Origin of the sequence: Streptomyces sp. NPDC093018 (assembly GCF_040684035.1) — a bacterium.
Lineage (GTDB): Bacteria > Actinomycetota > Actinomycetes > Streptomycetales > Streptomycetaceae > Streptomyces > Streptomyces murinus.
This window is the reverse complement of the sequence record NZ_JBFBFF010000001.1, coordinates 845,601-866,494: the sequence shown is the minus strand read 5'-3', so window position 1 is coordinate 866,494 and position 20,894 is coordinate 845,601. Positions and strand designations below refer to the sequence as shown.

Annotated in this window: 22 protein-coding genes; 9 read left to right on the top strand and 13 right to left on the bottom strand. The window is 72.0% G+C overall.

Annotated features, from left to right (window positions below; genetic code table 11):
- Positions 1 to 6: 6 nt before the first annotated feature.
- A complete protein-coding gene (locus AB0N90_RS03845) occupies positions 7 to 366 on the top strand; it encodes a hypothetical protein (RefSeq protein ID WP_361679371.1) in 360 nt (119 codons plus the stop codon).
- A 57-nt stretch (positions 367 to 423) separates the two neighbouring features.
- Here the strand turns inward: AB0N90_RS03845 and AB0N90_RS03840 are convergent, their stop codons facing one another.
- The 8 genes from AB0N90_RS03840 to AB0N90_RS03805 all read right to left on the bottom strand — a co-directional run bounded on the left by AB0N90_RS03840 (position 424) and on the right by AB0N90_RS03805 (position 7,991).
- Positions 424 to 867: a Fur family transcriptional regulator gene (locus tag AB0N90_RS03840; protein ID WP_365192745.1), complete on the bottom strand. Its 444-nt coding sequence runs from the start codon at positions 865 to 867 to the stop codon at positions 424 to 426.
- A gap of 116 nt (positions 868 to 983) precedes the next feature.
- The gene (locus AB0N90_RS03835) at positions 984 to 1,925 is read right to left on the bottom strand and encodes a LuxR C-terminal-related transcriptional regulator (protein WP_361679377.1); all 942 of its coding nucleotides are present in this window, start codon (positions 1,923 to 1,925) and stop codon (positions 984 to 986) included.
- A 211-nt stretch (positions 1,926 to 2,136) separates the two neighbouring features.
- Positions 2,137 to 3,027: a class I SAM-dependent methyltransferase gene (locus AB0N90_RS03830; RefSeq protein ID WP_365192743.1), complete on the bottom strand. Its 891-nt coding sequence runs from the start codon at positions 3,025 to 3,027 to the stop codon at positions 2,137 to 2,139.
- Positions 3,028 to 3,203: 176 nt separating this feature from the next.
- Complete coding sequence (locus AB0N90_RS03825; RefSeq protein WP_365192741.1) at positions 3,204 to 3,677, bottom strand: GNAT family N-acetyltransferase; 474 nt, start codon at positions 3,675 to 3,677, stop codon at positions 3,204 to 3,206.
- A gap of 37 nt (positions 3,678 to 3,714) precedes the next feature.
- On the bottom strand, positions 3,715 to 4,698 hold the full coding sequence (locus AB0N90_RS03820) for a M56 family metallopeptidase (RefSeq protein WP_365192740.1): 984 nt from the start codon (positions 4,696 to 4,698) through the stop codon (positions 3,715 to 3,717).
- Positions 4,695 to 5,087, bottom strand: coding sequence for a BlaI/MecI/CopY family transcriptional regulator (locus AB0N90_RS03815; RefSeq protein ID WP_361679388.1), 393 nt, complete (start codon positions 5,085 to 5,087; stop codon positions 4,695 to 4,697). Before AB0N90_RS03815 ends, AB0N90_RS03820 begins: the two co-directional genes overlap by 4 nt.
- Before the next feature lie 342 nt (positions 5,088 to 5,429).
- A complete protein-coding gene (locus AB0N90_RS03810; protein ID WP_070025049.1) occupies positions 5,430 to 5,699 on the bottom strand; it encodes a metal-sensitive transcriptional regulator in 270 nt (89 codons plus the stop codon).
- Between the two features lie 27 nt (positions 5,700 to 5,726).
- Positions 5,727 to 7,991, bottom strand: coding sequence for a heavy metal translocating P-type ATPase (locus tag AB0N90_RS03805; protein ID WP_365192737.1), 2,265 nt, complete (start codon positions 7,989 to 7,991; stop codon positions 5,727 to 5,729).
- Between the two features lie 264 nt (positions 7,992 to 8,255).
- Here AB0N90_RS03805 and AB0N90_RS03800 point away from each other — a divergent pair, with 264 nt between their 5' ends.
- The 5 genes from AB0N90_RS03800 to uppS all read left to right on the top strand — a co-directional run bounded on the left by AB0N90_RS03800 (position 8,256) and on the right by uppS (position 12,176).
- Positions 8,256 to 9,212, top strand: a complete 957-nt coding sequence (locus tag AB0N90_RS03800) for a hypothetical protein (RefSeq protein WP_365192735.1) — start codon at positions 8,256 to 8,258, stop codon at positions 9,210 to 9,212.
- Positions 9,213 to 9,286: 74 nt separating this feature from the next.
- Positions 9,287 to 9,850: a GNAT family N-acetyltransferase gene (locus AB0N90_RS03795; RefSeq protein ID WP_365192733.1), complete on the top strand. Its 564-nt coding sequence runs from the start codon at positions 9,287 to 9,289 to the stop codon at positions 9,848 to 9,850.
- 46 nt (positions 9,851 to 9,896) lie between these two features.
- Positions 9,897 to 10,157 carry a hypothetical protein gene (locus AB0N90_RS03790; protein ID WP_365192732.1) on the top strand — a complete coding sequence of 87 codons (261 nt, stop codon included), beginning with the start codon at positions 9,897 to 9,899 and terminating at the stop codon, positions 10,155 to 10,157.
- Between the two features lie 82 nt (positions 10,158 to 10,239).
- Entirely contained in the window at positions 10,240 to 10,425 is a 186-nt protein-coding gene (locus AB0N90_RS03785) for a hypothetical protein (protein ID WP_365192730.1), read from the top strand.
- Positions 10,426 to 10,502: 77 nt separating this feature from the next.
- Complete coding sequence (gene uppS, locus AB0N90_RS03780; RefSeq protein WP_365192728.1) at positions 10,503 to 12,176, top strand: polyprenyl diphosphate synthase; 1,674 nt, start codon at positions 10,503 to 10,505, stop codon at positions 12,174 to 12,176.
- A gap of 44 nt (positions 12,177 to 12,220) precedes the next feature.
- Here the strand turns inward: uppS and AB0N90_RS03775 are convergent, their stop codons facing one another.
- Positions 12,221 to 12,871 carry a hypothetical protein gene (locus AB0N90_RS03775; RefSeq protein ID WP_365192726.1) on the bottom strand — a complete coding sequence of 217 codons (651 nt, stop codon included), beginning with the start codon at positions 12,869 to 12,871 and terminating at the stop codon, positions 12,221 to 12,223.
- A gap of 197 nt (positions 12,872 to 13,068) precedes the next feature.
- On the opposite strand from AB0N90_RS03775, the gene AB0N90_RS03770 reads away from it, so the two are divergent.
- Positions 13,069 to 13,239, top strand: a complete 171-nt coding sequence (locus AB0N90_RS03770) for a hydrophobic protein (RefSeq protein ID WP_361679415.1) — start codon at positions 13,069 to 13,071, stop codon at positions 13,237 to 13,239.
- Between the two features lie 412 nt (positions 13,240 to 13,651).
- On the opposite strand, the gene AB0N90_RS03765 is transcribed toward AB0N90_RS03770, so the two are convergent.
- Positions 13,652 to 14,614 carry an SDR family NAD(P)-dependent oxidoreductase gene (locus tag AB0N90_RS03765; RefSeq protein ID WP_361679418.1) on the bottom strand — a complete coding sequence of 321 codons (963 nt, stop codon included), beginning with the start codon at positions 14,612 to 14,614 and terminating at the stop codon, positions 13,652 to 13,654.
- Between the two features lie 139 nt (positions 14,615 to 14,753).
- On the opposite strand from AB0N90_RS03765, the gene AB0N90_RS03760 reads away from it, so the two are divergent.
- Positions 14,754 to 15,455 carry a hypothetical protein gene (locus AB0N90_RS03760; RefSeq protein ID WP_365192724.1) on the top strand — a complete coding sequence of 234 codons (702 nt, stop codon included), beginning with the start codon at positions 14,754 to 14,756 and terminating at the stop codon, positions 15,453 to 15,455.
- A 23-nt stretch (positions 15,456 to 15,478) separates the two neighbouring features.
- Here AB0N90_RS03760 and AB0N90_RS03755 read toward each other — a convergent pair whose 3' ends face one another.
- The gene (locus tag AB0N90_RS03755) at positions 15,479 to 16,426 is read right to left on the bottom strand and encodes a DUF2218 domain-containing protein (protein ID WP_365192722.1); all 948 of its coding nucleotides are present in this window, start codon (positions 16,424 to 16,426) and stop codon (positions 15,479 to 15,481) included.
- A gap of 124 nt (positions 16,427 to 16,550) precedes the next feature.
- Between AB0N90_RS03755 and AB0N90_RS03750 the strand changes: the two genes are divergently transcribed.
- On the top strand, positions 16,551 to 17,123 hold the full coding sequence (locus AB0N90_RS03750; protein ID WP_365192721.1) for a winged helix-turn-helix domain-containing protein: 573 nt from the start codon (positions 16,551 to 16,553) through the stop codon (positions 17,121 to 17,123).
- Positions 17,124 to 17,243: 120 nt separating this feature from the next.
- Here the strand turns inward: AB0N90_RS03750 and AB0N90_RS03745 are convergent, their stop codons facing one another.
- Complete coding sequence (locus AB0N90_RS03745) at positions 17,244 to 19,841, bottom strand: MFS transporter (RefSeq protein ID WP_361679430.1); 2,598 nt, start codon at positions 19,839 to 19,841, stop codon at positions 17,244 to 17,246.
- Entirely contained in the window at positions 19,838 to 20,332 is a 495-nt protein-coding gene (locus AB0N90_RS03740) for a MarR family winged helix-turn-helix transcriptional regulator (RefSeq protein ID WP_365192820.1), read from the bottom strand. Before AB0N90_RS03740 ends, AB0N90_RS03745 begins: the two co-directional genes overlap by 4 nt.
- Positions 20,333 to 20,894: the final 562 nt, after the last annotated feature.

Sequence of the window (20,894 nt, the reverse complement as noted above, 5' to 3'; positions counted from 1 at the left end):
GGAAAAGTGTCCGCGTCTTCCCGCACCGCCGGTTTCCGCACCACCGCCCGCCAGTTCGCCCTGGCCGCCCTCGTCTGTACCGCCGTGGCGGGAGGTGCGGTCGCGGCCACCGTCACGGGAACGCACTCCGCGCACCACTCGGTGGCCGACAACAACTGGCCGACCACCCCCAGCCCCACCCCGGCGGACAACAACTGGCCCCTTTCCGCCACGGTCACTCCCGCGGACAACAACTGGCCGGCCGCCGACGCCACGCCCGACGACAACAACTGGCCCTCGGCCAGCGCCGTTCCGGCGGACAACAACTGGCCCGCCACTCCCGCGCCGGCGGACAACAACTGGCCGGCGGCACCCGCGGCGGTCTGACGCGGCACTTTTCCCAGGGCCGGGAGGGATGGGCGACCATCTCCCCGGCCCCGTCCGTCATCCGGCCGCGGAAACCACGGAACGACAGTCGGGGCACAGCCCCTTGAAAACAATATCCGCGTCGTTCAGTTCCCAGTCCGGCAGATCTTTTCGCGGCAGGGTCGGTGCACTGTGCACGACGTTTTCCACTCGCCCGCAATGCACACACAGCGCATGCTGGTGCCGCGGTCCCGCGATTTCGAAGACGGCCGGCCAGCCAGGGCGCTCGAATTTCGTCGCCAGACCCGCTTCCAGAAAATGCCGCAGCATTTCATAGACGGCCTGGGAAGTGAGGGTGCCCAGCCGTTCACGGGCCGCGGCCGTCAGGCCCTCGACATCGAGATGATCGCCCGAGGCGAGCACCTGGAGCACTTCCAGGCGCGGACTGGTGACCCGCAGCCCCGCATCGCGGAGTTGCTGGATCGCCGCCTCGCGCCCCTGAGCCACCGCTTCGCGTGCCATCTTCCCGCCATCTGGTGAGACCAAAAGTTTGAATGCATCGTACCTCTTGGTTCACCGGGTGCGCGGGGCGCGCAGGCGGCGATGGCCGAGAAAGCCCCCGCGCCGGGCGGCGGTGTTCAGTCGAGCCAGCCGAGCCGGGCGGCCCGCACTCCCAGCTCGAAACGGCTGGACGCGCCCAGCTCCTGCATCAGCTCGGAGATCATCCGGCTCACCGTGCGCAGCGAGACGCCGAGGCTGCGCGCGACCTTCTCGTCCTTCATCCCCGAGGCCAGCATGCGCAGCGCCGCCCGCTGCTGTTCCGAGAGCCCGTCCCCGCCCCGCGCGGGCAGCACCTGCTCCCCGTACGGCGTCGCGGTGTGCCAGCAGTGCTCGAACAGTGTCTGGTAGGAGCGCACGATCGCGGAGCCATGGGCGAGGATGGCGCCGGCCGAGCCGTCCTCCGGGTCGACCGGGAGGATCGCGAACTGCTCGTCCGCGATGATCATGTTCATCGGGACGACGGGCGACAGCCGCACCTGGACGCCCAGCTTCGCCTTCATCCGCAGATGCTCAGCGTCCTCGGGCACCGAGGTCAGCCGCTGGCTGAAAATGGAGCGGACCTGGACGCCCTTCTCGATCTGCCGCCGGTCCCGGTCGAGGGCCCGCTCGGGGATCTCCCGGCCCCGGGCGATCGGATGCATCGAGGCGAGGTTGCCCTGGACGGTCACCGTGATGTCCTCCAGCACCTGCTGGATGCGGCGGTAGTCGGAGAGGATCTCGATCTCCACACCGACCGTCTGCGCCAGCGTCTCCGTGCGCAGGAAGTTGCCGGCGAGCGTCTTCAGCGTGTGGTGCGCCCGGTCGGCCTGCTCCAGATGGTTGCGCAACCGGGTGCGCTCGCGCTCCAGCAGCCGCAGTAAGGCGATCTCGGGGGCGATGACCGTGACGACATCGGTCTCCGCGTCGTCCGCCGCGTCGGGTTCCAGGCGGCTGGCGTGCAGTTGACCGGTTCGGACGACCAGGCCGAGGTCGATCAGTTCCTCGCGACATCGCGTGAGGTCGTCCTCCGACAGGCCCATGTCGCACGCGACTCCGTGCAGGCTCGACGCCCCCCGTGCTCGCAGATGCCGGTAGAGAGTGAGAGCCAGATCAGTGGATTGCGTCCCTGCACCGCCACTGCCATTGATCACCGCGACGCGGCCCCCCTTGTGATTGCGCGAAGCTCTCCCATCACACCTTGTCACAGAGGAGGCCATAGATCTCCGATGCTGCTTAGTAATGTGATGCTCGTCACGTGTCAGCGCGGCATACCAGCAGCACGCTTCGCGTCCACTCGTCGAGCCGGTACTGCCGCTCGTCGGCGACACGCAGCCCGGCGGCGCGCAGATCCCGGTGCAGATCAAGGGAGTTGACGATCCATTTGTCGGTCGTCACCAGCGCGGCGCGGCCGCTCGCCGGCTCCGAGCGCTCGATGACGTAGGCGATGCGCTCGCGCATGGCCACCGGGTCGAAGTCCTGCCGCGCCACGGCCCATTCCGTGATCCCGTCGAACCGCGGCACCTCGAACGACCAGACGCGGTGCGGGTGTTCGGCCAGCCCCAGGGCATCGTGTGCGGTGTAGTCGAAGGCGAGCGCGCCGCGCGGTCCGAGGTGCCCGGCGATCTCCCGCAGCAGGCGGGGGCGGGACCACGGGGGGACGGCGGCGATCATCGACCCGGCCATCAGGGCGAGTTGGTAGGGCCGGTGCAGGCGCAGGCGGAGCATGTCGGCGGGGGTCGCGGTGATCCGGTCGCGCACCCGGGGGCCGAGGCCGCGTGACCGGTCGAGCAGCCGGTGCAGGCTGCTCCGGTCCCGGTCGACCGCGTCCACCGTGAACCCTTGGCGCGCGAGGGGCACGGCGAGCCGCCCGGCGCCCGCGCCGAGGTCGAGCACCGGGCCGCCGGTGGTCCTGGCCAGCGCCAGGTACTCCAGGATGTCGTCGCTGAACGGGCCGAGCAGGGCGTCCTGGAGCCATACGTCATCGTCCGTGAGCGGGGCGAGGCATTCGAGGCCGGGCAGCCGGTCGGGGCGGAGCGCGGTGGCGGTGGCGGCTCCCGTGGCGGTCGCGGTGGCGGTTGCCGTTCGGGACGCCGAGGCCGGTGCGGGCGCGGGCCGCACCGGTGTGCCGGTCTGTGTGTGCATCGCTCCTCCAGGTGGCCTCGGCCGCTCCCGGCCGTCCGGGCGGGCCCCGTGCCGCAGGGTGCCGCGCCGCCCGACCATCGTGTCCGGGAGCGCCCGCAGCGGTCCAGCCAGGAGGTATGCGCGTTCACGCCAACGCGTGGGTACGCCAGGGCCGTCGCGCCGAGCGACCGCGGGACTCACACGATCCGCACCGGCCTGAGCCCTCCGCCGGTGAATCCATGGGCCGTGAAGAAGGACCGCGCGGGGTCGTCGTCGCTCTGCAGGGTGACCCGTTGGGTCCGCGCCCGCTGGGGGCGCATGCGCTCGGTGAGCGCGGCCAGCAGCGCGCTGCCGATGCCGCGGCGACGGCGATCGGGTGCGGTGCACAGGGCGTAGATCTCGCCCTGCCCGGCGCCGGGGACACCGCCGGCCGCGGCGCCGACGACCCGCCCGTCGGGCTCCGCCACCACCAGCCAGCCGAGCCAGCCGGGCGCGCCGCCCGGTATCCCCGTCTCGGCGGCGATACGGGGCAGTGAGCAGTTCGTCCCCACCAGCCGGGCCACCTCGTCGGCCGCGAGCACACCCGTCCAGCTGTGCCGTATCACGGCGGCGAGCAGCTGCGAGATCGGGGCGGCGTCCATGGCCACGGCGGACCGTACGTCCACGCTCATCAGGGCAGAACCTCCAGGGGGCGGTCCTTCGCCCCGGTCAGATGCCGGGGCCCGGGACCGAGCAGCACACCGCCGCCAGTCCGGGCAGGCCGACCGTCAGGGCGAGGACGAGCAGGGCGACACCCAGCACCGTGGGGCGCTCGGTGGGGGGTTGAAGGATGCGCCGCATCCGCAGCAGCGCCGACGAGCCGCCCGCCGCGAGGGCCGCGTGCGGTGCCTGTCCGGCCGCGACCGCGTACAGGGCGACGGCCAGCGCCCGGCGCGAGCAGCGGCGCAACGCCCGGTCGTCGGCAGCCATTTCGAGCAACAGCGGCACTTCGTCGCGGACGGACCGGGCCAGCGGCAGCCGCCGGGAGAGCGCCCCGAAGGCCGAGGCGGCGGCCGCGAGAAGGTGGTGGCGGCCCGCGATGTGCGCGCGTTCGTGTTCCAGCGCGGCCGTGAGCTGTTCTCCGGTCAGGGCGTGCACGGCGCCCTCGCTGACCACCACCTGGGGTGCGCGTCCGGGCAGGCAGTAGACGGCGGGCGTGGTGTGCGGCAGCACCGTGGCCCGCAGTTCGGATCGCCAGCTCCCCACCATGCCGAGGAGTTCGGCGTGCCGGGCCCGTCGGCGCCGGAAGTCGAACACCTGCCGCCCGAAGGCCAGGGCGAGGGCGAGCGGGGGGCAGACGGCCGCGGCGAGCCCCGCCCATGCGCGGGCGCTGGGCCGCTCCAGGCCGCTGAGCATGACGGCGACACAGCGTCCGCCGCTGGTGAGGAAGCAGCCTCCGGCGGCCTCCGGGAAGTGGTGGCCCTCGGCGACCGGGAAGAAGAGTTGCAGGACCGCGAGGGACAGGGACGCGGTGAGTACCAGCACCAGCAGTCCCCATAATCCGAGCGTGAGCCGCGGCGCCCGGTGCGCCCAGGAGCTGCGCACGAGGTACCGCGGCAGGATCACCCCGGCCGCGACGGCCAGCATCAGCGGCGGCAGGACGTGATGGAACCGCAGAAGGAACTCCCCGGTGCGGTGGAGGAGTTGGCTCACAACGGTCTCTCCGGTGGCGCCTCGCCCGCGGGCCGGTGCCCCGAGGCACGCAGGGCGGCCTCCAGGACGGACACGTCCTCGGGCGACATGTGCTCCACGAAGCGCTGGAGCGCGGCCTGCCGGTCCTCGGTGCTGCCGAGGGCCTCCTGCATCAGGCTCGCGGTGTACTCCTCGCGGCTGCGCAGCGCCTCGTACAGCCAGGCGCGCCCGGCCTTCTCGCGCCGGAGCATGCCCTTGCGGTGCAGGATGTCCGCGACCGTCATGACCGTCGTATAGGCGACCGGCCGGATCCGGTTGATGTCGTCGACGACCTCCCGGACCGTGGCGGGCCGTCCCCAGTTCCAGAGACGGTCCATGATTTCGGCTTCCAGACCACCGAGCCGTCGCACCTGTTCCCCTCCGCCGCCCGTCACCGAGGCGCTTCACATCGTAGGACAAGCCTTCCGGATACGACATCACCGGCCGCACCCATATACGGGGTGGGGGTATGGTCGAGCCATGGTGTCCTTCAGCAGGCAGCTTGTCGTCGGGGGTCCGCGAACCGGGTGCGCCAGGCTCTGCGGAGCGCGTCTCGGTGAGGCCGAACTGGTGCTGCTGCGCCAGGTGTTCGGCCTGTGTCTGAGTCTCGGCCTGCGGCTGCGCGCCGAGTGCGCGGGGCCGGGGAGAGGGTGAGACACGGGGGCCCCGGGCGGAGCGATCCGTCCGGGGCCCTTCGCCACGAAGGCCGGCCATCAGGCTCGTACGAGCCGGGCGATGGCGGAGGAGGCCTCGCTGACCTTGGTTCTGGCCTGCTCGCCGCCTTCCACGATGGCCTCCGTGACACAGGAGTTGAGGTGCTCGTCCAGCAGGGCCAGCGCGCAGGACTGAAGCGCGGCGTTGGTGGCGGCGACCTGGGTGAGGACGTCGATGCAGTAGGCGCCCTCCTCGACCATGCGCTGTAGGCCACGGACCTGGCCTTCGATGCGGCGCAACCGTCTGACGATGTCGTCCTGGTGGGCCACGGCGGCCTCCCTGTCCTGGTCCGCGCCTCAGCGGTCCGCGGGCGTGAAGCCGCGCAGCCGGAGGCTGTTGCCGACCACGAAGACCGAGGAGAAGGCCATGGCGGCGCCGGCGATCATCGGGTTGAGCAGCCCACTGGCCGCGAGCGGCAGCGCCGCGACGTTGTAGGCGAAGGCCCAGAAGAGGTTGGACCGGATGGTGCCCAGCGTCTTGCGGGACAGCCGGATCGCGTCCGCCGCGACCCTGAGGTCTCCCCGTACGAGGGTCAGGTCACCGGCCTCGATGGCCGCGTCCGTGCCCGTGCCCATCGCGAGGCCGAGGTCGGCCTGGGCGAGCGCGGCCGCGTCGTTGACGCCGTCGCCGACCATGGCCACCGAACGGCCCTCGTCCTGAAGGCGTTTGACGACGTCGACCTTGTCCTGCGGCAGCACCTCGGCGAAGACGTGCTCGGGCGCGATCCCGACCTCCGCGGCGACCGCCTCGGCGACCGCCCGGTTGTCACCGGTCAGCAGGATGGGCGTCAGACCCAGCCCGCGCAGCCTGCGGATGGCCTCCGGGCTGGTCTCCTTGATGGCGTCGGCGACCTCCAGCACCGCGCGGGCCTCGCCGTCCCAGGCCACGGTGATGGCCGTACGACCGGCCGCCTCGGCCCGTGCCTTGGTGTGCGCGAGCTTCTCGGGCAGTGTGATCGCCCACTCGGCGAGCAGCTTCTCGCGCCCGACGAGCACCGCGTGTCCGTCCACGATGCCCTGGACGCCGAGACCGGCGATGTTGGCGAAGTCCTCGGGGGCGGGCAGGGTGCCCACGCGGGCGGCGGCGCCGGAGGCGACGGCCTGCGCGATGGGGTGCTCGGAGGCGTGCTCCAGGGCGCCGGCCAGCCGCAGCACCTCAGTCTCGGACGTGCCGTCGGCGGTGTGCACGGCGAGCAGGGTCATCCGGCCGGTGGTGACGGTGCCGGTCTTGTCCAGGACGATGGTGTCGACCTTGCGGGTGGTCTCCAGGACCTCGGGACCCTTGATGAGGATGCCGAGCTGGGCGCCGCGGCCGGTGCCGACCATGAGCGCGGTGGGCGTGGCGAGGCCGAGGGCGCAGGGGCAGGCGATGATGAGTACGGCGACGGCCGCGGTGAACGCCTCGGTGATTCCGGCGCCGTTGCCGAGCCAGAAGCCCAGCGTGGCGACGGCCAGGGCGATGACCACGGGGACGAAGACCGCCGAGATCTTGTCGGCGAGCCGCTGGGCCGCGGCCTTGCCGTTCTGCGCGTCCTCCACGAGCTTGGCCATCCGGGCGAGTTGGGTGTCGGCGCCGACCCGGGTGGCCTCGACGACGAGGCGGCCGCCCGCGTTCAGGGTGGCACCGGTGACGCCGTCGCCGACCCCGACCTCGACCGGTACGGACTCGCCGGTGAGCATGGAGGCGTCCACGGCGGACGAGCCCTCGACCACGGTGCCGTCGGTGGCGATCTTCTCGCCGGGGCGGACCAGGAAGCGGTCGCCTGCCTTCAGCCGGTCGACGGGCACGAGTTCCTCGCGGCCGCCGCGCAGCACGGTGACCTCCTTGGCGCCCAGTTCGAGCAGCGCCTTCAGGGCGGCGCCCGCCTTGCGCTTGGAGCGGGCCTCGAAGTAGCGCCCGGCCAGGATGAAGGCGGTGACCCCGGCGGCGGCCTCCAGATAGATGTTCCCGGCGCCGTCGCTGCGGGCGATGGTCAGCTCGAACGCGTGCCGCATGCCGGGCATGCCGGCGGTACCGAAGAACAGCGCCCACAGGGACCACAGGAAGGCCGCCGAAGTACCCACCGAGATCAGGGTGTCCATGGTGGCGGCGCCGTGCCGGGCGTTGGTCCAGGCGGCCTTGTGGAACGGCCACGCGGAGTAGGTGACCACCGGCGCGGCCAGCGTCAGGGACAGCCACTGCCAGTTGTCGAACTGGAGGGCCGGGATCATGGCCATCGCGATGACGGGCACGGCGAGGACGACGGCCGTGGTCAACCGCTCGCGCAGCGGCCGCAGTTCGTCGGTCTCGGCCGCGGCGGCCCCGCCGCCGGTTCCCGGTTCGGCGCGGGGCGGCTCGGGTTCGCGCGCGGTGTAGCCGGTGGCCTCGACGGTGGCGATCAGGTCGGCGACCTCGATGTCCGCGCCGAAGGTGACCTTGGCCTTCTCGGTGGCGTAGTTGACGGTGGCCTCGACACCGTCCATGCGGTTGAGCTTCTTCTCGATCCGGGCGGCGCACGAGGCGCAGGTCATGCCGCCGATGGCGAGTTCGACCTCGGCCGCGCCGGGCGTGGTGGTGGTCATGTCTCTGCTCCTCGGAGCTGGTGGACGTACAGAGCCGGGGCGGGGCACAGCGGGCGGGCTGGGCCCCGCCCCGACGTGGGCGGGCCGGGCGGCCGGACCCGACACCTTCAATACCCCCTTGGGGTATCTTCGAACGGGTTCATGTATACCCCCCACCCGTATCCGGCGCAAGCCTGGATACAGTTTGACTTCATACCCCCCAGGGGTATGGTGAGCGCACGGTCGGCCGCACACCGAGCGACCGAGAAGGACGAGGAGTTGGCCATGAACACCGCATTGCGGATCACCGTTTTCGCCGCCGCGCTCGCCGCGACCTTCGGCACCGCCTACGGGGTCGGCAACGCCGTGGGCACCATCACCCCGCAGCAGAAGGGCGGCCACACCGTGCACCACGGGACGACCGGCGGACCCGACGGCATGGCGTCCATGCCCGGCATGAACGGCACGAGCGCGATGCCGGGCATGCGTCATGACGCCGCGCCCGGCGGACTGGAGATCTCCAAGGACGGCTACACCCTCGCGCTGAACACCTCACAGGTGCCGGCGGGCAAGAGGGCGGACCTGAGCTTCTCCATCGTGCGGGACGACACCGGGCGCAAGGTCACCGACTACGAGGAACAGCACGGCAAGGAGCTTCACTTCATCGTGGCCTCCCGCGATCTGACGGTCTACCGCCATCTGCATCCGACCCGTGCCGCCGACGGCACCTGGAGCACGCCCGTGGACCTGCCCCGCGCCGGCGACTACCGCGTCTTCGCCGACTTCACGCCCAAGGGCGCGGACTCGCTGACACTGGGCGCCGACCTCTCGGTCGCCGGTCACCACGAGCCGGTCGAGGCGCCCGCACACAACACGACCGCGAAGGTCGACGGCTACGAGGTGCGCCTCGCCGGCACGCCCGTCGCGGGCAGGCCCTCCACACTGACCGTCACCGTGACCAAGGACGGCCACCCGGTCGGCGACCTCCAGCCGTACCTGGGCGCCTACGGCCACCTCGTCGCCCTGCGCTCCGGGGACCTCGCCTACCTGCACGTGCACCCGTCCGGCGAACCGGGCGACGGTACGACGAAGCCGGGCCCGGAGGTGTCCTTCATGGTGACCACGCCCACCGCGGGCGCGTACCGGCTGTTCTTCGACTTCCAGCACGAGGGGAAGGTCCGTACGGCGGCGTTCACGGTGCACGCCACGGGGACGCGGGGCTCCGGGGCCCACGAGCACTGAGGGGCCGCCGCGCTCACGCGGCGGGCCTGTTACATTCGGGCGCGCCAAATGATCACGCACGGACGGACGGCCGGATGTTCCCGGAGACAGTGCTGCGCACGGACCGTCTGGTCCTGCGCCCGTTCACGGCCGCCGACGCCCAGGACACCCGGGCGAGTTGCTGCGACACGCTCACCCAGCACTGGCTTCCGCTCCCCCGCCCCTACACCCTGGACGCCGCCACCGCCTGGTGCACATCCGTCTCCCACGCCCTGCGCGAGTCCGGTGACGGCATCCACTTCGCCGTCACCGACACCCGCACCGGGCGACTGACGGGAACCGTCGGGCTGAAGAAGACCGACTGGCGGGGGCTGACGAGCGAGGTCGGCTACTGGGTCTCCCCCTGGGCCCGCGGCCACGGCATCGCCGCCGAGGCGACCCGCGCCCTGGCCCACTGGGCGCTGACCGACCACCGCTTCGAACGCCTCGAACTCCGCGCCGCCACCGCCAACACCGCCTCCCGGAAGACCGCCCTCGCGGCCGGCTTCCACCAGGAGGGCATCCTGCGCAACGCCGGGTTCGTGCATGACGGACGGGTCGATCTGGTCCTGTTCTCACTGGTCGCGGACGACCTGAGGGGAAGCCGACCGGATGCCTGAGACGCGCGATCACCGAACCACTCTGACCCGCCTGTGGCAGGCCCACATGGCCGCGCCTTTCCCACCCGGCCTACGGGGCGCCGAGCGGGCCGGTGTCGACATGGTGCTGCTCGACGCGAGCATCGCCGGATGCGTCTCCTCCTGGCTCGACCGCGACGGCTCCCCCGACACGCGGCGCCTGAAGATCGCCGACCGGTGCGTCCTGGACCTGGACCAGGTTCTCCCCCTGCTCACCGAGGCCGAGGAGATCGAGTACTTCCGACGCCTGCGGCGGATGGCCGCCCTCGCGTCACTGCCGGAGAACTGACCCCGGCCCCGCCGCCCGGTCACCTGCAAGGGGCCCGGCGCCGCAGATGCCGGGCCCCTGCGGCAGTCGTACATTCGCGTCCATGGAGGAGAAGCCGCGACGCATCGACCCCGTCACGGACCGGGCCGCCGCCGCGCATCTGCTGGGCTGTGCGCCGGACCAGGTCGGGTACTGCCCGCGCTGCCAGGGGCTCACCCACCGGTACGGCCACGGGGCCCAGGTCATCTGCGCCGCCTGCCGGGCTGCCGAGGCGGCCGCGCGCGGTTGAGCGCACCGTATGCGGCCCGGGGGTCGTTAGCCGTGGCGGAGGCCGCCGGTCGCGGGGGCCGGATGGGGAGGGTCGGCATGGTGAGGGACGAAGGTGTGGGGGACGAAGGTGTGGGGGCGGCCCCGGTGTTCGGGGGTTCGGCGGAGCTGGGTGCGGCGTACGAGGAGTGCGAGGCGGAGGTGCGGCGGTTCGTGCCCCGGCTGTGGACGTTGATCGGCACCCTGTTGCCCGTGGAGGTCCGTCCGTTCGTCCACGCCATCGCCGGCTGGGTGGTGCGGACGGACCGGATCGCCGACGAAGGGCCGCCCGGGGAGCGCGAGCGGCGATTCGCCCGCTGGGAGGCCGGCACCCTGGCCGATCTGCGGTCCGGGCACAGCGTGGACCCGGTACGGCGGGCGTTCGTGGACACCGTGCGCGGGCGGAAGCTCGACCGGACGCTGATCGAGGAGCACCTGGCGGCGATCCGGGCCGACTGCGCGGCCCCGCCGGTGTACGAGTCCTTCGGCGATCTGCGGCGCTATCTGCGCGGATGTTCGGGGGCCACGGCCGAGCTGTGGGCCGCCCTGGTTCAGCCGCAGGGGACGGAGGCCCTGCGGCTGGTGTCGGTGCTGGCCGAGGCGTGTCAGATGGGTGACCTGTTCGAGGATCTGCCGGCCGATCTGGCGGCGGGCCGCTGCTATCTGCCCAGAGCCGACCTGCGCCGGTTCGGACTGGACACCGGTGATCTGCGGGACGAGGCGCTTCGGGAGCGGCTGGACGCGTTCATCGAGGTCCAACTCGGGCACTGGCGCGCCCTGTTGGACGAGGCGGTCCCGGTCACCGGCATGGTCGGGGCGCCGTACCGGCCGTTCGTCCACGCCCTCCTGCTCGGCGCGCAGCTGCACTACGACGAGGTCGCCCTGCTGCGGTCCGAGGTACTGACGGACGGCATCGAGCCGCTGAGCCTGGGCGACGGGGCGCGCCGCCGCCGGGCCCGGCCGGTTCCCGGGACCGTGCCCGGCCATCTCGCGGTGATCATGGACGGCAACCGGCGCTGGGCCCAGGCCCGCGGTCTGCCGGCCTCGCAGGGGCATCACGCGGGCGAACGCGCGGCCCTGCGGCTGGTCAACGCGGCGCTGCGGCTGGGCATCCGGCACCTCAGCGTCTACGCCTTCTCCACGGAGAACTGGGACCGCCCGCAAGGGGAGTTGGCCGCCCTCTTCGACGCCCTCGCGGACGGGATCACCCGGGGCGCGCGATGGCTGCACGGTCTCGGGGTGCAGGTGCGCTGGTGCGGGCGGCGCGACCGGATCGATCCCTCGCTGGCGTCCTCGATCGCGCTGGTGGAGAGCATGACCTGCCACAACGACGTACTCATGCTCACCGTCTGCGTGGACTACGGCGGCCGGGACGAACTGACCGCCGCCGCCCGCGCGTTGGCCGCCGAGGCGGTGGCGGGCACGATCCGCCCCGAGGACATCGGCCCCGCCGATCTCGCCCGGCATCTGTACGTGCCCGAGCTGCCCGACGTCGACCTCCTGGTGCGCACCTCGGGCGAACAGCGGATCAGCAACTTCCTTCCCTGGCAACTCGCCTACGCCGAGCTGTACTTCGACCCCGCTCCCTGGCCCGAGTACGACCTGACCCGGCTGCGCGACGCCGTCACCGCCTACACGGCACGCGAGCGGCGCTACGGCGGGGACGGTGACAGGGGCAGCAGCGCCGGTGTGCCCGCCCAGGCCGACGGTGAGACGCCGGTCCGGGCGGGTTGAACGGATGCCCTCAGGTCGTACGGACACCTGTCCCGGACGACCGGTCACGCCTTCGGCGGGGTGTAGACGCCCTCGGCGGTCATGTACCCCAGCACGGTGTCCGTGGTGAGGCCGGCCGCACCGAAAGTGCTGGTGAACGCCTCCACCACCTCCGGTGTGGGCCGCAGCGGTACATCGGTGACCCGGACCTTCATCGGCCTGCCCAGCGGGACGCTCTCCGTGCGCAGCACCGCCTTGTCCCAGCCCGGCCGGACCACCGCGGGATGCCCGACCTCGACTCCGTTGGCCAGTGCCTTGCCGGACGCCAGTCCGTCCTGGAGGGCGCCGCCCAGGTCGGTCACCTGTACGGTTCCGTCCGGAGTGCGGATCTGGACCCCGCCGTCGAGCAGGCCGTCACCATGGGCCTGCCGGGGGTCCGCCAGTGATGGGTCGCCCTGCCCGGACCGTACCGGGAACCGGATCGCTCCGCCCTGGGCGTCCTTGACCGACTGCGCCGGGGCCACCGCCTCCACCACCGCCTGGAAGCGGTCGAGCAGCGCCTGCGCCTGCGCGGTCCAGCGGACCTCGACCCAGCCGTCGGAGACCGTGCCCAGGGTGCCTGGCGCGGCGGTGGCGGCGGACGCCGCACCCGTGAAGTGGGCCAGTAATGGCGCGGCCATGGCCGCGCCCAGCATCGAACGTCGCGTCGCGCTCATCGATCTGCCTCCATCCTCACCCGGACCGCGTGCGCGGCCCGAGCAGATGGTGAGGCCACGGGGGCACGTCGGCCGAGAGGACGGAGAGCAAACCATCCGAACGTGTGTCCTTTCCCTTCGTTCCGTGGAAGTAACCGGTCTCTTGTGTGCTTGCGGAAACGAAGCAAGGGCATTCGGTGGCCAGGAGGTTGATAGCGATGGTTCCCCTGATTCTGGTTCTCCTTCTGGCCCTGATCCTCTTCGGCGCGGGTTTCGCACTCCAGGCGCTGTGGTGGATCGCGGTGATCGTGCTCGTGCTGTGGCTGCTGGGCTTCGTCGTCCGGCCCTCCGGGAGCGGTGGCCGCCGGGGGCGTTGGTACCGGTGGTAGACGAGAGAAGACGGGCCGCGAGGCGGTAGGCGACGAGGACGTCACGGTACTCCCGGCCGGGGGCGCCCCGGCCGGAGACGTCCTCCACCACCCGCCCGGCGCCGCGCCCGCCGCCCTCCACGGCGTGCCCGGCGCCCTGACCGACATCCTCGACGGCTCTGCCCGCCCTGGCGCCCAGTTCGCCCAGTTCGCCCACGGCAAGGTGGGCCCCGCCGCCGACGTCCCGCACCCGAGATCCCCAGGTGCACCCGCCCGAGGACGACATCGGCGCCCGCGTTCAACTTCAGCGGGTCCGCACGTCAACGGCGCACGCGGGAGCGCGCGGCGCGGAGGCGGCGCGGGTCCGGTGTGCCGGACGGGTGGCGGCGGCGGACGCCGCGCCCCGCCGACCGTGCGGGCCGGCCGGTGCCGGTCAGGACGCGAACGCGTCCACCCCGGTCAGCTCGGCCGACAGGGTCCACAGCCGGGCCGCCTGCTCCGGGTCGATCGCCCAGTCCTTGACGCCTTCGCGCTCGCCGGTGTCCGGGGCGGGCCCGGCGATGTCGCAGTCCTCCAGGTAGAGGCCGCCGAGACCGTCGAGCTGCGGGGAGGTCGCCGCCCAGACCTGGGTGGCCGCGCCCTGCTGCGGGGTCTTGAACACCTCGGGGTGGAGCAGGTTGCCGTGCTCGTCGATCCAGCCGCGCTCGACCATCTCCTCCTGGGCCAGGTGCCGTTGGAGCGGCGTGAGGATGCCCCCGGGGTGCAGGGCGAAGGCGCGGACCCCGGCATCGCGGCCGAGCTTGTCGAGCTGGACGGCGAACAGGACGTTGGCGGTCTTGGCCTGGCCGTACGCCTCCCACTTGTCGTAGCCCTGCCGCCAGTGGATGTCGTCCCAGCGGATGCCGGAGGTGTGGTGGCCGAGCGAGGACACGGAGACGACCCGGGCGCCGCCCGGCGCGATCGCGGGCCACAGCCGGTTGACGAGGGCGAAGTGGCCGAGGTGGTTGGTGGCGAACTGCGCCTCCCAGCCGTCGCCCACCCGCGTCTCGGGGCAGGCCATGATCCCGGCGCTGTCGATCACGATGTCCAGGCCGCGCCCGGAGGCGAGGAACCGTTCCGCGAACCGGCGCACGCTCTCCAGGTCCCCGAGATCCAGCTCGTCCACCTCGACACCGGCCAGCCCGGCCAGCGCCTGCTCCGCGGTCTCCGGGCGACGCGCCGGTACGACGACCCGGGCGCCGGCCTTGACGAGCGCGCGTGTGGTCTCCAGCCCGATCCCCGAGTAGCCCCCGGTGACCAGGGCGAGTTTGCCGCTGAGGTCGATGCCCTCCAGAACCTCGTCGGCGGTGCTGGTGGCGCCGAATCCGGACCCGATCTTGTGCTGTGCAGTACTCATGCCCGGAACGCTACGAATTGGAGTGCTCTCTAAGTCAAGCGGCACACTGAGCCGTCGTCCTCGCGAACCTCAAGCGGCCCCTCACGGACGGCCCGTGCCGGTCACGGAACCAACTGCCCGGCACTCTAGGGTGATCGCCATGCCGATACCCGTACACGCCCTCGCCCACCGGCCGTTGACCGCGGAGGCCGTCGCCGAACTGGTCGCCCTGCCGTACGCGCTCCCCGTGGACGAGGACGACGACGCCGCCGTCGAGGCGGAGCTGCGGCGGCGCGGCTGGCAGTGGGAGGACCTGGTGTGCGAGTCGTTCCGCACCGGGCACGGGCATGTGCTGTGCAGCGATGTCTTCAGCCCGTTCGGAGAGCTGAAGGCGCGCGCCTTCCTCGTCTTCGGGGAGATGTACCCCGTGGACCCGGACGACGAGAGAATGGTCAACGGCACCTGGCTGAACGGGTACATGGAGGGGTGGGAGCAGCTGCCCGGCTGGCGCGGCACACGGCCCGCCACCGATCAGGACTGCGAGGCCGTCCTCGCGCAGGCGGCGGGGGCGGTCACCGAGGTGCTCGGCACGGCCCCGGAGCGGACCCTGCGCTCCGCGCACACCACGGCCCACGGTCCGGCGCTGACGCACCGCGTCTGGCGCACCCCCACCCACGCTCTGATCCTCGGCCCCTCCGCCGACGAGGGCCCCTACGGCTACCTCACCCACCTCCAGCTCTCCGCCACCCCCCTCTCCTGCGCCCCTGACCTGCCACCCAGCCCCACCGAGGACACGGGCGGACCGGCCACCGCCGACGATCAGCCCCTGGCCGCCTGGATCACCGCCCACACCAACGGGTGACAGCGGCACCCGCCCGCTCCACCTCAACGCCGCCGCGCGACCGTCACCCCGTCCCGCACCGGCAGCATCACCGAATCCACCCGCTCGTCCGCTGCGATCAGATCATTGAGCCGCCGCATCGTCACATAGCGATCCTCCCGGTACGCCGGGTCGAGGACCCGCCCGCCGAGGAAGACGTTGTCCAGCACCACCAGGCCACCGGGACGCAGCCGGGACACCAACTCCTCGTAGTAGAACGGGTAGTTCTCCTTGTCCGCGTCGATGAAGGCGATGTCGACGACCGGTTCGGGAGCCAGCGCGCGCAGCGTCTCCAGCGCCGGGGCGATACGCAGGTCGATCCGATCGGCGACGCCCGCGCGTTCCCAGTACGGCCGCCCGATCGCCGCCCACTCCTCGCTGACGTCGCAGGCCAGCAGCCGTCCACCGGCGGCCAGGCCGCGGGCGATGCACAGGGACGAGTAACCGGTGAAGACGCCGACCTCGACGGCGAGACGAGCGCCCGTCAGCCGGGTCAGCATGGTGAGCAGGGCGCCCTCGTCGGCGGAGACCTGCATATGCGCGGCGTCGCCGGCGGCCTCACGGGTGGCGAGGGCCAGTTCCCCGAGGATGTCGTCTGCCGGAGTGTGATGGGCGAGCAGGTACTCGCCGACGAGGGGGTGGGTCGGGTCCAGGTCGCCGCCGTACAGCGGAGCCGTCCACTCGACCGTGATCCGCTCCTGGGCGGCGAAGCGCACCAGATGGCGGGCGATCACGTCCTCGACCCGGGCCAGTCGCTCCTCGCCGGGCGCACTGGCGGTCAGCTCAAGCCGGTCCGGGGTGGGCGTGAGCGTGCAGGTGCCGGCGGTGACCGTGATGGTGCCGCGACCGTCGGGGGTGAGTGTGGCAGTGGCTTTGTGGTCCATGTGGGAGACGAGTTGCTTGATGTAGCGGGCGGAGCGCGCGGTGGCGACATGGGCTGTGGACAGGGGCATGGAACTCCTTGGTGACGGCCATCCGGTTAAGTGGCGAGATTTGTCGCCACTTCCTTGACGCAGGATTCTGCGGCCCCCGCGGCGAAGTTGTCAAAAGCATTTAGTTTCATAGACACTTCCCCTCATGGCAGCGCAACAGCCACCCGACGACGCCCCCGAGAACAGCTACGACGAGCAGGGCCATCTGGTGCTGCACTCGACCGCGCAGTTCAAAGCCCTCGGGCACCCGATACGGCATCGCATGGTCAATCTGCTGCGCCAGCGCCCCGCGACGCTGCGCCAGCTCGCCGGTGCGCTCGGGATGAGCAAGGGCACCATCGGCTACCACGTACGGGTGCTGCGCGAGGCCGGGCTCGTGCGGCTCGCCGAGACCCGTCAGGTGCGCGGCGGCACCGAGCAGTACTTCGCGCTGGTCAGCCGCACCTTCACGATGGATCCGGAGGGTACCGGCGGGGCCGAGTTCCTGATCAGGGCCGCACTCGACGAGATGGTGCCGAGCGAGCCGGGACAGGCGTCGGACACGGTGCTGCGCCATCTCTGGCTCAGCGACGCCGAAGCGCACGCCCTGGAGGAGCGGGTGCGTGCGCTGGCCGAGGGTCCGCATCCGGCGGACCCCGCGCACGGGGCACCGTACGGACTGCTGATCAGCCTCTTCCGGGCCGATGTGCCGAGCCTGCCGCCGGACGACGCGGACTGACCGGGCGGCTGCCCCCTTCGAGGCGCCGGTCCCTGCGAGGGGCCCGCGCATGACGGCAGGGCCCGCGATCCGGTGGATCGCGGGCCCTGGTCGGACTCCCCTGTGGGTGCTTCGCACTCGCTACTTGGCGGTGTCCTCGTGGGACAGTTCGAGGTCGAAGTCCGTGGTGCCGCCCGCGTCCACGCGGACGGAGGTGGCGACCGGGGCGTACCCGCTGGCGATGACGGTGTACTCACCGAGGTCGAGGTCGGTGAACCCGTAGGCACCGTCGGCGCCGGTGGTCGCGGTGCCGAGCACATTGCCGGCCGCGTCCAGCAGCGTCACCTTGGCATCGCCGAGCGGCCCGCCGGTGGCGGCGCTGATGACGCCGTGCAGCTGGGCACCGGCTTCGAGACGGATCTCGCAGGGCTCGGCCGCACCCGGGGCGACCTCGACGGGGACGGCGGCCGGACGGTAACCCGGCGCGTTCACGGCGAGGGTGTAGCTGCCCGGGACCAGGTCCGCCAGCGAGAAGCCACCGTCGGCGGCGGAGGTCGTGGAGGTCACGACCTCACCGCGCAGGTCGGTCGCGACCAGCAGGGCGCCCGGCAGCGGGTTGCCCTGGGCCGCGTCCCGGACGGAGCCGGCGAGCGCGGCGCTGCTGCCGCCGAGGACGAGATCGCAGACCACCGGCTCGTCGCCGACCAGCACGGTGACGGCCTGCGGCTGACGGGCACCGGCGGCGCCGATCAGCACATAGGTGCCGGCGCCGGGCACCGACACCGTGTAGGTGCCGTCCACACCGCTGACCGCGCGGTCGAGCTGCCGGCCGCGGACGTCGATCAGGGTGACCGCCGCCTGCGGAACCGGGGCGTCCGCGCCGTCGAGGACCCGACCGCGCACGAGCCGCCCCGTGGCGGGCCCGGATTCCACGGCCACCGGAGCGTCCTCGACGAGCGGGACGGCGGGCGCCTGGCCGCTGTCGGCCGCCACGGCGTTCACCTGGGCGTCCTTCACATCGGCGGCCTCGGCCTGGGTGCCGTTCGCCTCGGCGGCGCGGGCCTCCAGGCCGGAGACCTTGCGCAGCGGCACCTCCTTGGTCCACACCGCGACCAGGAAGCCGAGCACCATGATGGCCGCGGCGCACAGGAACACCACGTGCATGGCGTCGGTGAAGCCCTCCTTGAAGGGCTGGGCCAGCCGCGGGTCGAGCTGCTGGATGAAGGAGGAGTCGTCCAGCACGCCCGAGCCGCCGCCGCTCGCCGCGGGGTGCTTGAGCATGTCCAGCACGGGCGCGTTCGCCGGGTCGGCGCGCACGGCGGGGTCGTGCAGGGCGGCCTGGAACGCGGGCGTCTGGGCGGCCGACCGGAACGCGGAGCTGATCTTGTCGCCGACGGTGCTGAACAGCACGGACAGGAAGATCGCCGTACCGGCGGTGCCGCCCATCTGCCGGAAGAAGGTGGCCGACGCGGTGGCGACGCCCATGTCCTTGGGCTCGACGGAGTTCTGCACGGCCAGGGTCAGGATCTGCATACAGCCGCTGAGGCCGAGGCCGAACAGCGCCATGTAGGCCATGGTCTCCGGCAGCGGGCTGTCCCACTGGACCCGGTAGTGGAACAGCAGCATGGCGGCGACCAGCAGCACCGTGCCGATGATCGGGAAGATCTTGTACTTGCCGGTCTTGGAGATGATGCGGCCGACCACCATGGTGCCGGCGATCATGCCCACCATCAGCGGCAGCATCAGCAGGCCGGACTTGGTGGGGCTGACGCCCTTCACGATCTGGAGGTACAGCGGGACCATCATCATCCCGCCGAACATGCCCATACCGATGAGCACGGACAGCAGGCTCATCTTGCTGAACACGGAGCTGCGGAACAGGCGCATCGGGATCAGCGCCTCGTCGCCCATCGCCCGCTCCACGAAGACCCAGGCGATCAGGCCGACCACGCCGACGGCGTAGCAGACGTACGAATTGGTGGAGGTCCAGCCCCAGGTCTGACCCTGCTCGGCCACCAGCAGCAGCGGCACCACGCCGATGGCGATGGTGAGCGCGCCCCACCAGTCGATGCGGTGCTCGCGCCGGGTGTGCGGAAGGTTCAGCACCTTGGCGACGACGAAGAGCGCGATGATGCCGACCGGGACGTTGACGAGGAACACCCAGCGCCAGCCCGCGATGGCCAGGATGCTGCTGCGACCGGCAAGGAAGCCGCCGATCAGCGGGCCGAGGACGCTGGAGGAGCCGAACATGGCGAGCATGTAGCCCTGGTACCGGGCGCGCTCGCGGGGCGGCACGATGTCACCGATGATCGCGAGCGCCAGCGACATCAGACCGCCGGCGCCGATGCCCTGGAAGGCGCGGAAGGCCGACAGCTCGTTCATCGAGGTGGCGAAGGAGCAGGCCGCCGAGCCGGCGATGAAGATCGTGATGGCCGCGAGGAAGAAGGGTTTGCGGCCGTAGAGGTCGGAGAGCTTGCCGTACAGCGGGGTGCTGATGGTCGACGTGATCAGGTAGGCGGTGGTGACCCACGCCTGCGCGCTGAGTCCGTGCAGATCGTCCGCGATGGTGCGGATCGAGGTGCTGACGATGGTCTGGTCGAGGGCGGCGAGGAACATGCCCAGCATGAGACCGCTGAGGATCGTCATGATCTGGCGGTGCGTCAGCCGGCCGGCCGGTGGCGGCGGCGACGCGGATATCGCTGTTGTTCCCCCGCGGGCCGGGGACGCGGACATGGTCATGCGTGCAGATCTCCTTGCCTCGCCTCGCCCACCGGGTGCTGCCCGGTTCCGAGGCTCGTATACGTGCTGTCCACCAGGTCGTCGTTGAGGCGCTTCAGCAGACGGGTGAGAAGGGTGCGGTCCTCGACCGGCCACGGTTCGAGGAGTCGGGTCAGCTCCGCCTCGCGGCGGTGTACGGCGCTCTGGTACGCGGCGCGACCGGCCTCGGTCGCGCTGAGCAGCGAGCCGCGCCGGTCCTCCGGGTCCGGGTGGCGTTCCACCAGGCCGCGGTCCACCAGCGAGCGCACCTGCCTGCTGACCGTCGACAGGTCGAGGAAGACGTCCGCCGCGAGATCGGTCGCGCGGCACCGGCCGCAGGTCACCAGCCGGGCGAGCAGCACACGGTCGGCGGCCCCGCACTCGAATCCGGCGCGCTGGGTCCAGGCGGCGAAGAGCCGCATGAGGCGGACCATCTCGGCGCCCAGGCCCGACGCGGCGGCCTCGGCGCCCATGGTCTCCGCGATCGCCGGAGCCTCGGCACCCACGGTCTCCGCGATCACCGCGGCCTCGGCGCCCACCGCGTCGGCGATCGCGGTCGCGGTGTACGCCGCCCCGGCGGACGGTGCGTCGTCCGTACGTGCGTCGTCCGCCCGCACGGCATCCGTCCGTACGGCGCCCTCATGGCCTCTGCGGCTCTCTGTGCCGATCATCACTCACATTCCGTTGCTTGCGGCTACCAAGTGAGTGTAGGGCCTGGCCGACGCCACCTGTACGCCGGTGTCCGGTCATGGTTCGGCAATACGACGGCCTGCGCGGTGGGGGGAGCAGGGTACCCGGCCAGGCTGTGTGCCCGGACCGCGCGCGCCGCCGGCCGGGCATCGCGGCACGGGCCCCCTGCCGGGCGGAACGCGCTCTGGGGTGACCGCTGCGGCGCCCCCACCCGTGGGGCACGGGAGGCGCCGGACGCGCACGCGCGGGTGAGGGCGGGGGTGTCACGCGGTCCGGATCGGGCCGGGTGCGAAGGGCGCGCGATGTGTCGAGCACCTGTTGTCCCTCGTTCCCGGAACGTTCAAC

Coding starts and splice junctions, on each gene's coding strand:
- AB0N90_RS03840 (WP_365192745.1), bottom strand. CDS start 867: ATGGCACGCGAAGCGGTGGCTCAGGGGCGCGAGGCGGCGATCCAGCAA.
- AB0N90_RS03835 (WP_361679377.1), bottom strand. CDS start 1,925: ATGGGCCTGTCGGAGGACGACCTCACGCGATGTCGCGAGGAACTGATC.
- AB0N90_RS03830 (WP_365192743.1), bottom strand. CDS start 3,027: ATGCACACACAGACCGGCACACCGGTGCGGCCCGCGCCCGCACCGGCC.
- AB0N90_RS03825 (WP_365192741.1), bottom strand. CDS start 3,677: ATGAGCGTGGACGTACGGTCCGCCGTGGCCATGGACGCCGCCCCGATC.
- AB0N90_RS03805 (WP_365192737.1), bottom strand. CDS start 7,991: ATGACCACCACCACGCCCGGCGCGGCCGAGGTCGAACTCGCCATCGGC.
- AB0N90_RS03800 (WP_365192735.1), top strand. CDS start 8,256: ATGAACACCGCATTGCGGATCACCGTTTTCGCCGCCGCGCTCGCCGCG.
- AB0N90_RS03795 (WP_365192733.1), top strand. CDS start 9,287: ATGTTCCCGGAGACAGTGCTGCGCACGGACCGTCTGGTCCTGCGCCCG.
- AB0N90_RS03790 (WP_365192732.1), top strand. CDS start 9,897: ATGGCCGCGCCTTTCCCACCCGGCCTACGGGGCGCCGAGCGGGCCGGT.
- AB0N90_RS03785 (WP_365192730.1), top strand. CDS start 10,240: ATGGAGGAGAAGCCGCGACGCATCGACCCCGTCACGGACCGGGCCGCC.
- uppS (WP_365192728.1), top strand. CDS start 10,503: ATGGTGAGGGACGAAGGTGTGGGGGACGAAGGTGTGGGGGCGGCCCCG.
- AB0N90_RS03775 (WP_365192726.1), bottom strand. CDS start 12,871: ATGAGCGCGACGCGACGTTCGATGCTGGGCGCGGCCATGGCCGCGCCA.
- AB0N90_RS03770 (WP_361679415.1), top strand. CDS start 13,069: ATGGTTCCCCTGATTCTGGTTCTCCTTCTGGCCCTGATCCTCTTCGGC.
- AB0N90_RS03765 (WP_361679418.1), bottom strand. CDS start 14,614: ATGAGTACTGCACAGCACAAGATCGGGTCCGGATTCGGCGCCACCAGC.
- AB0N90_RS03760 (WP_365192724.1), top strand. CDS start 14,754: ATGCCGATACCCGTACACGCCCTCGCCCACCGGCCGTTGACCGCGGAG.
- AB0N90_RS03755 (WP_365192722.1), bottom strand. CDS start 16,426: ATGCCCCTGTCCACAGCCCATGTCGCCACCGCGCGCTCCGCCCGCTAC.
- AB0N90_RS03750 (WP_365192721.1), top strand. CDS start 16,551: ATGGCAGCGCAACAGCCACCCGACGACGCCCCCGAGAACAGCTACGAC.
- AB0N90_RS03745 (WP_361679430.1), bottom strand. CDS start 19,841: ATGACCATGTCCGCGTCCCCGGCCCGCGGGGGAACAACAGCGATATCC.
- AB0N90_RS03740 (WP_365192820.1), bottom strand. CDS start 20,332: ATGGGCGCCGAGGCCGCCGCGTCGGGCCTGGGCGCCGAGATGGTCCGC.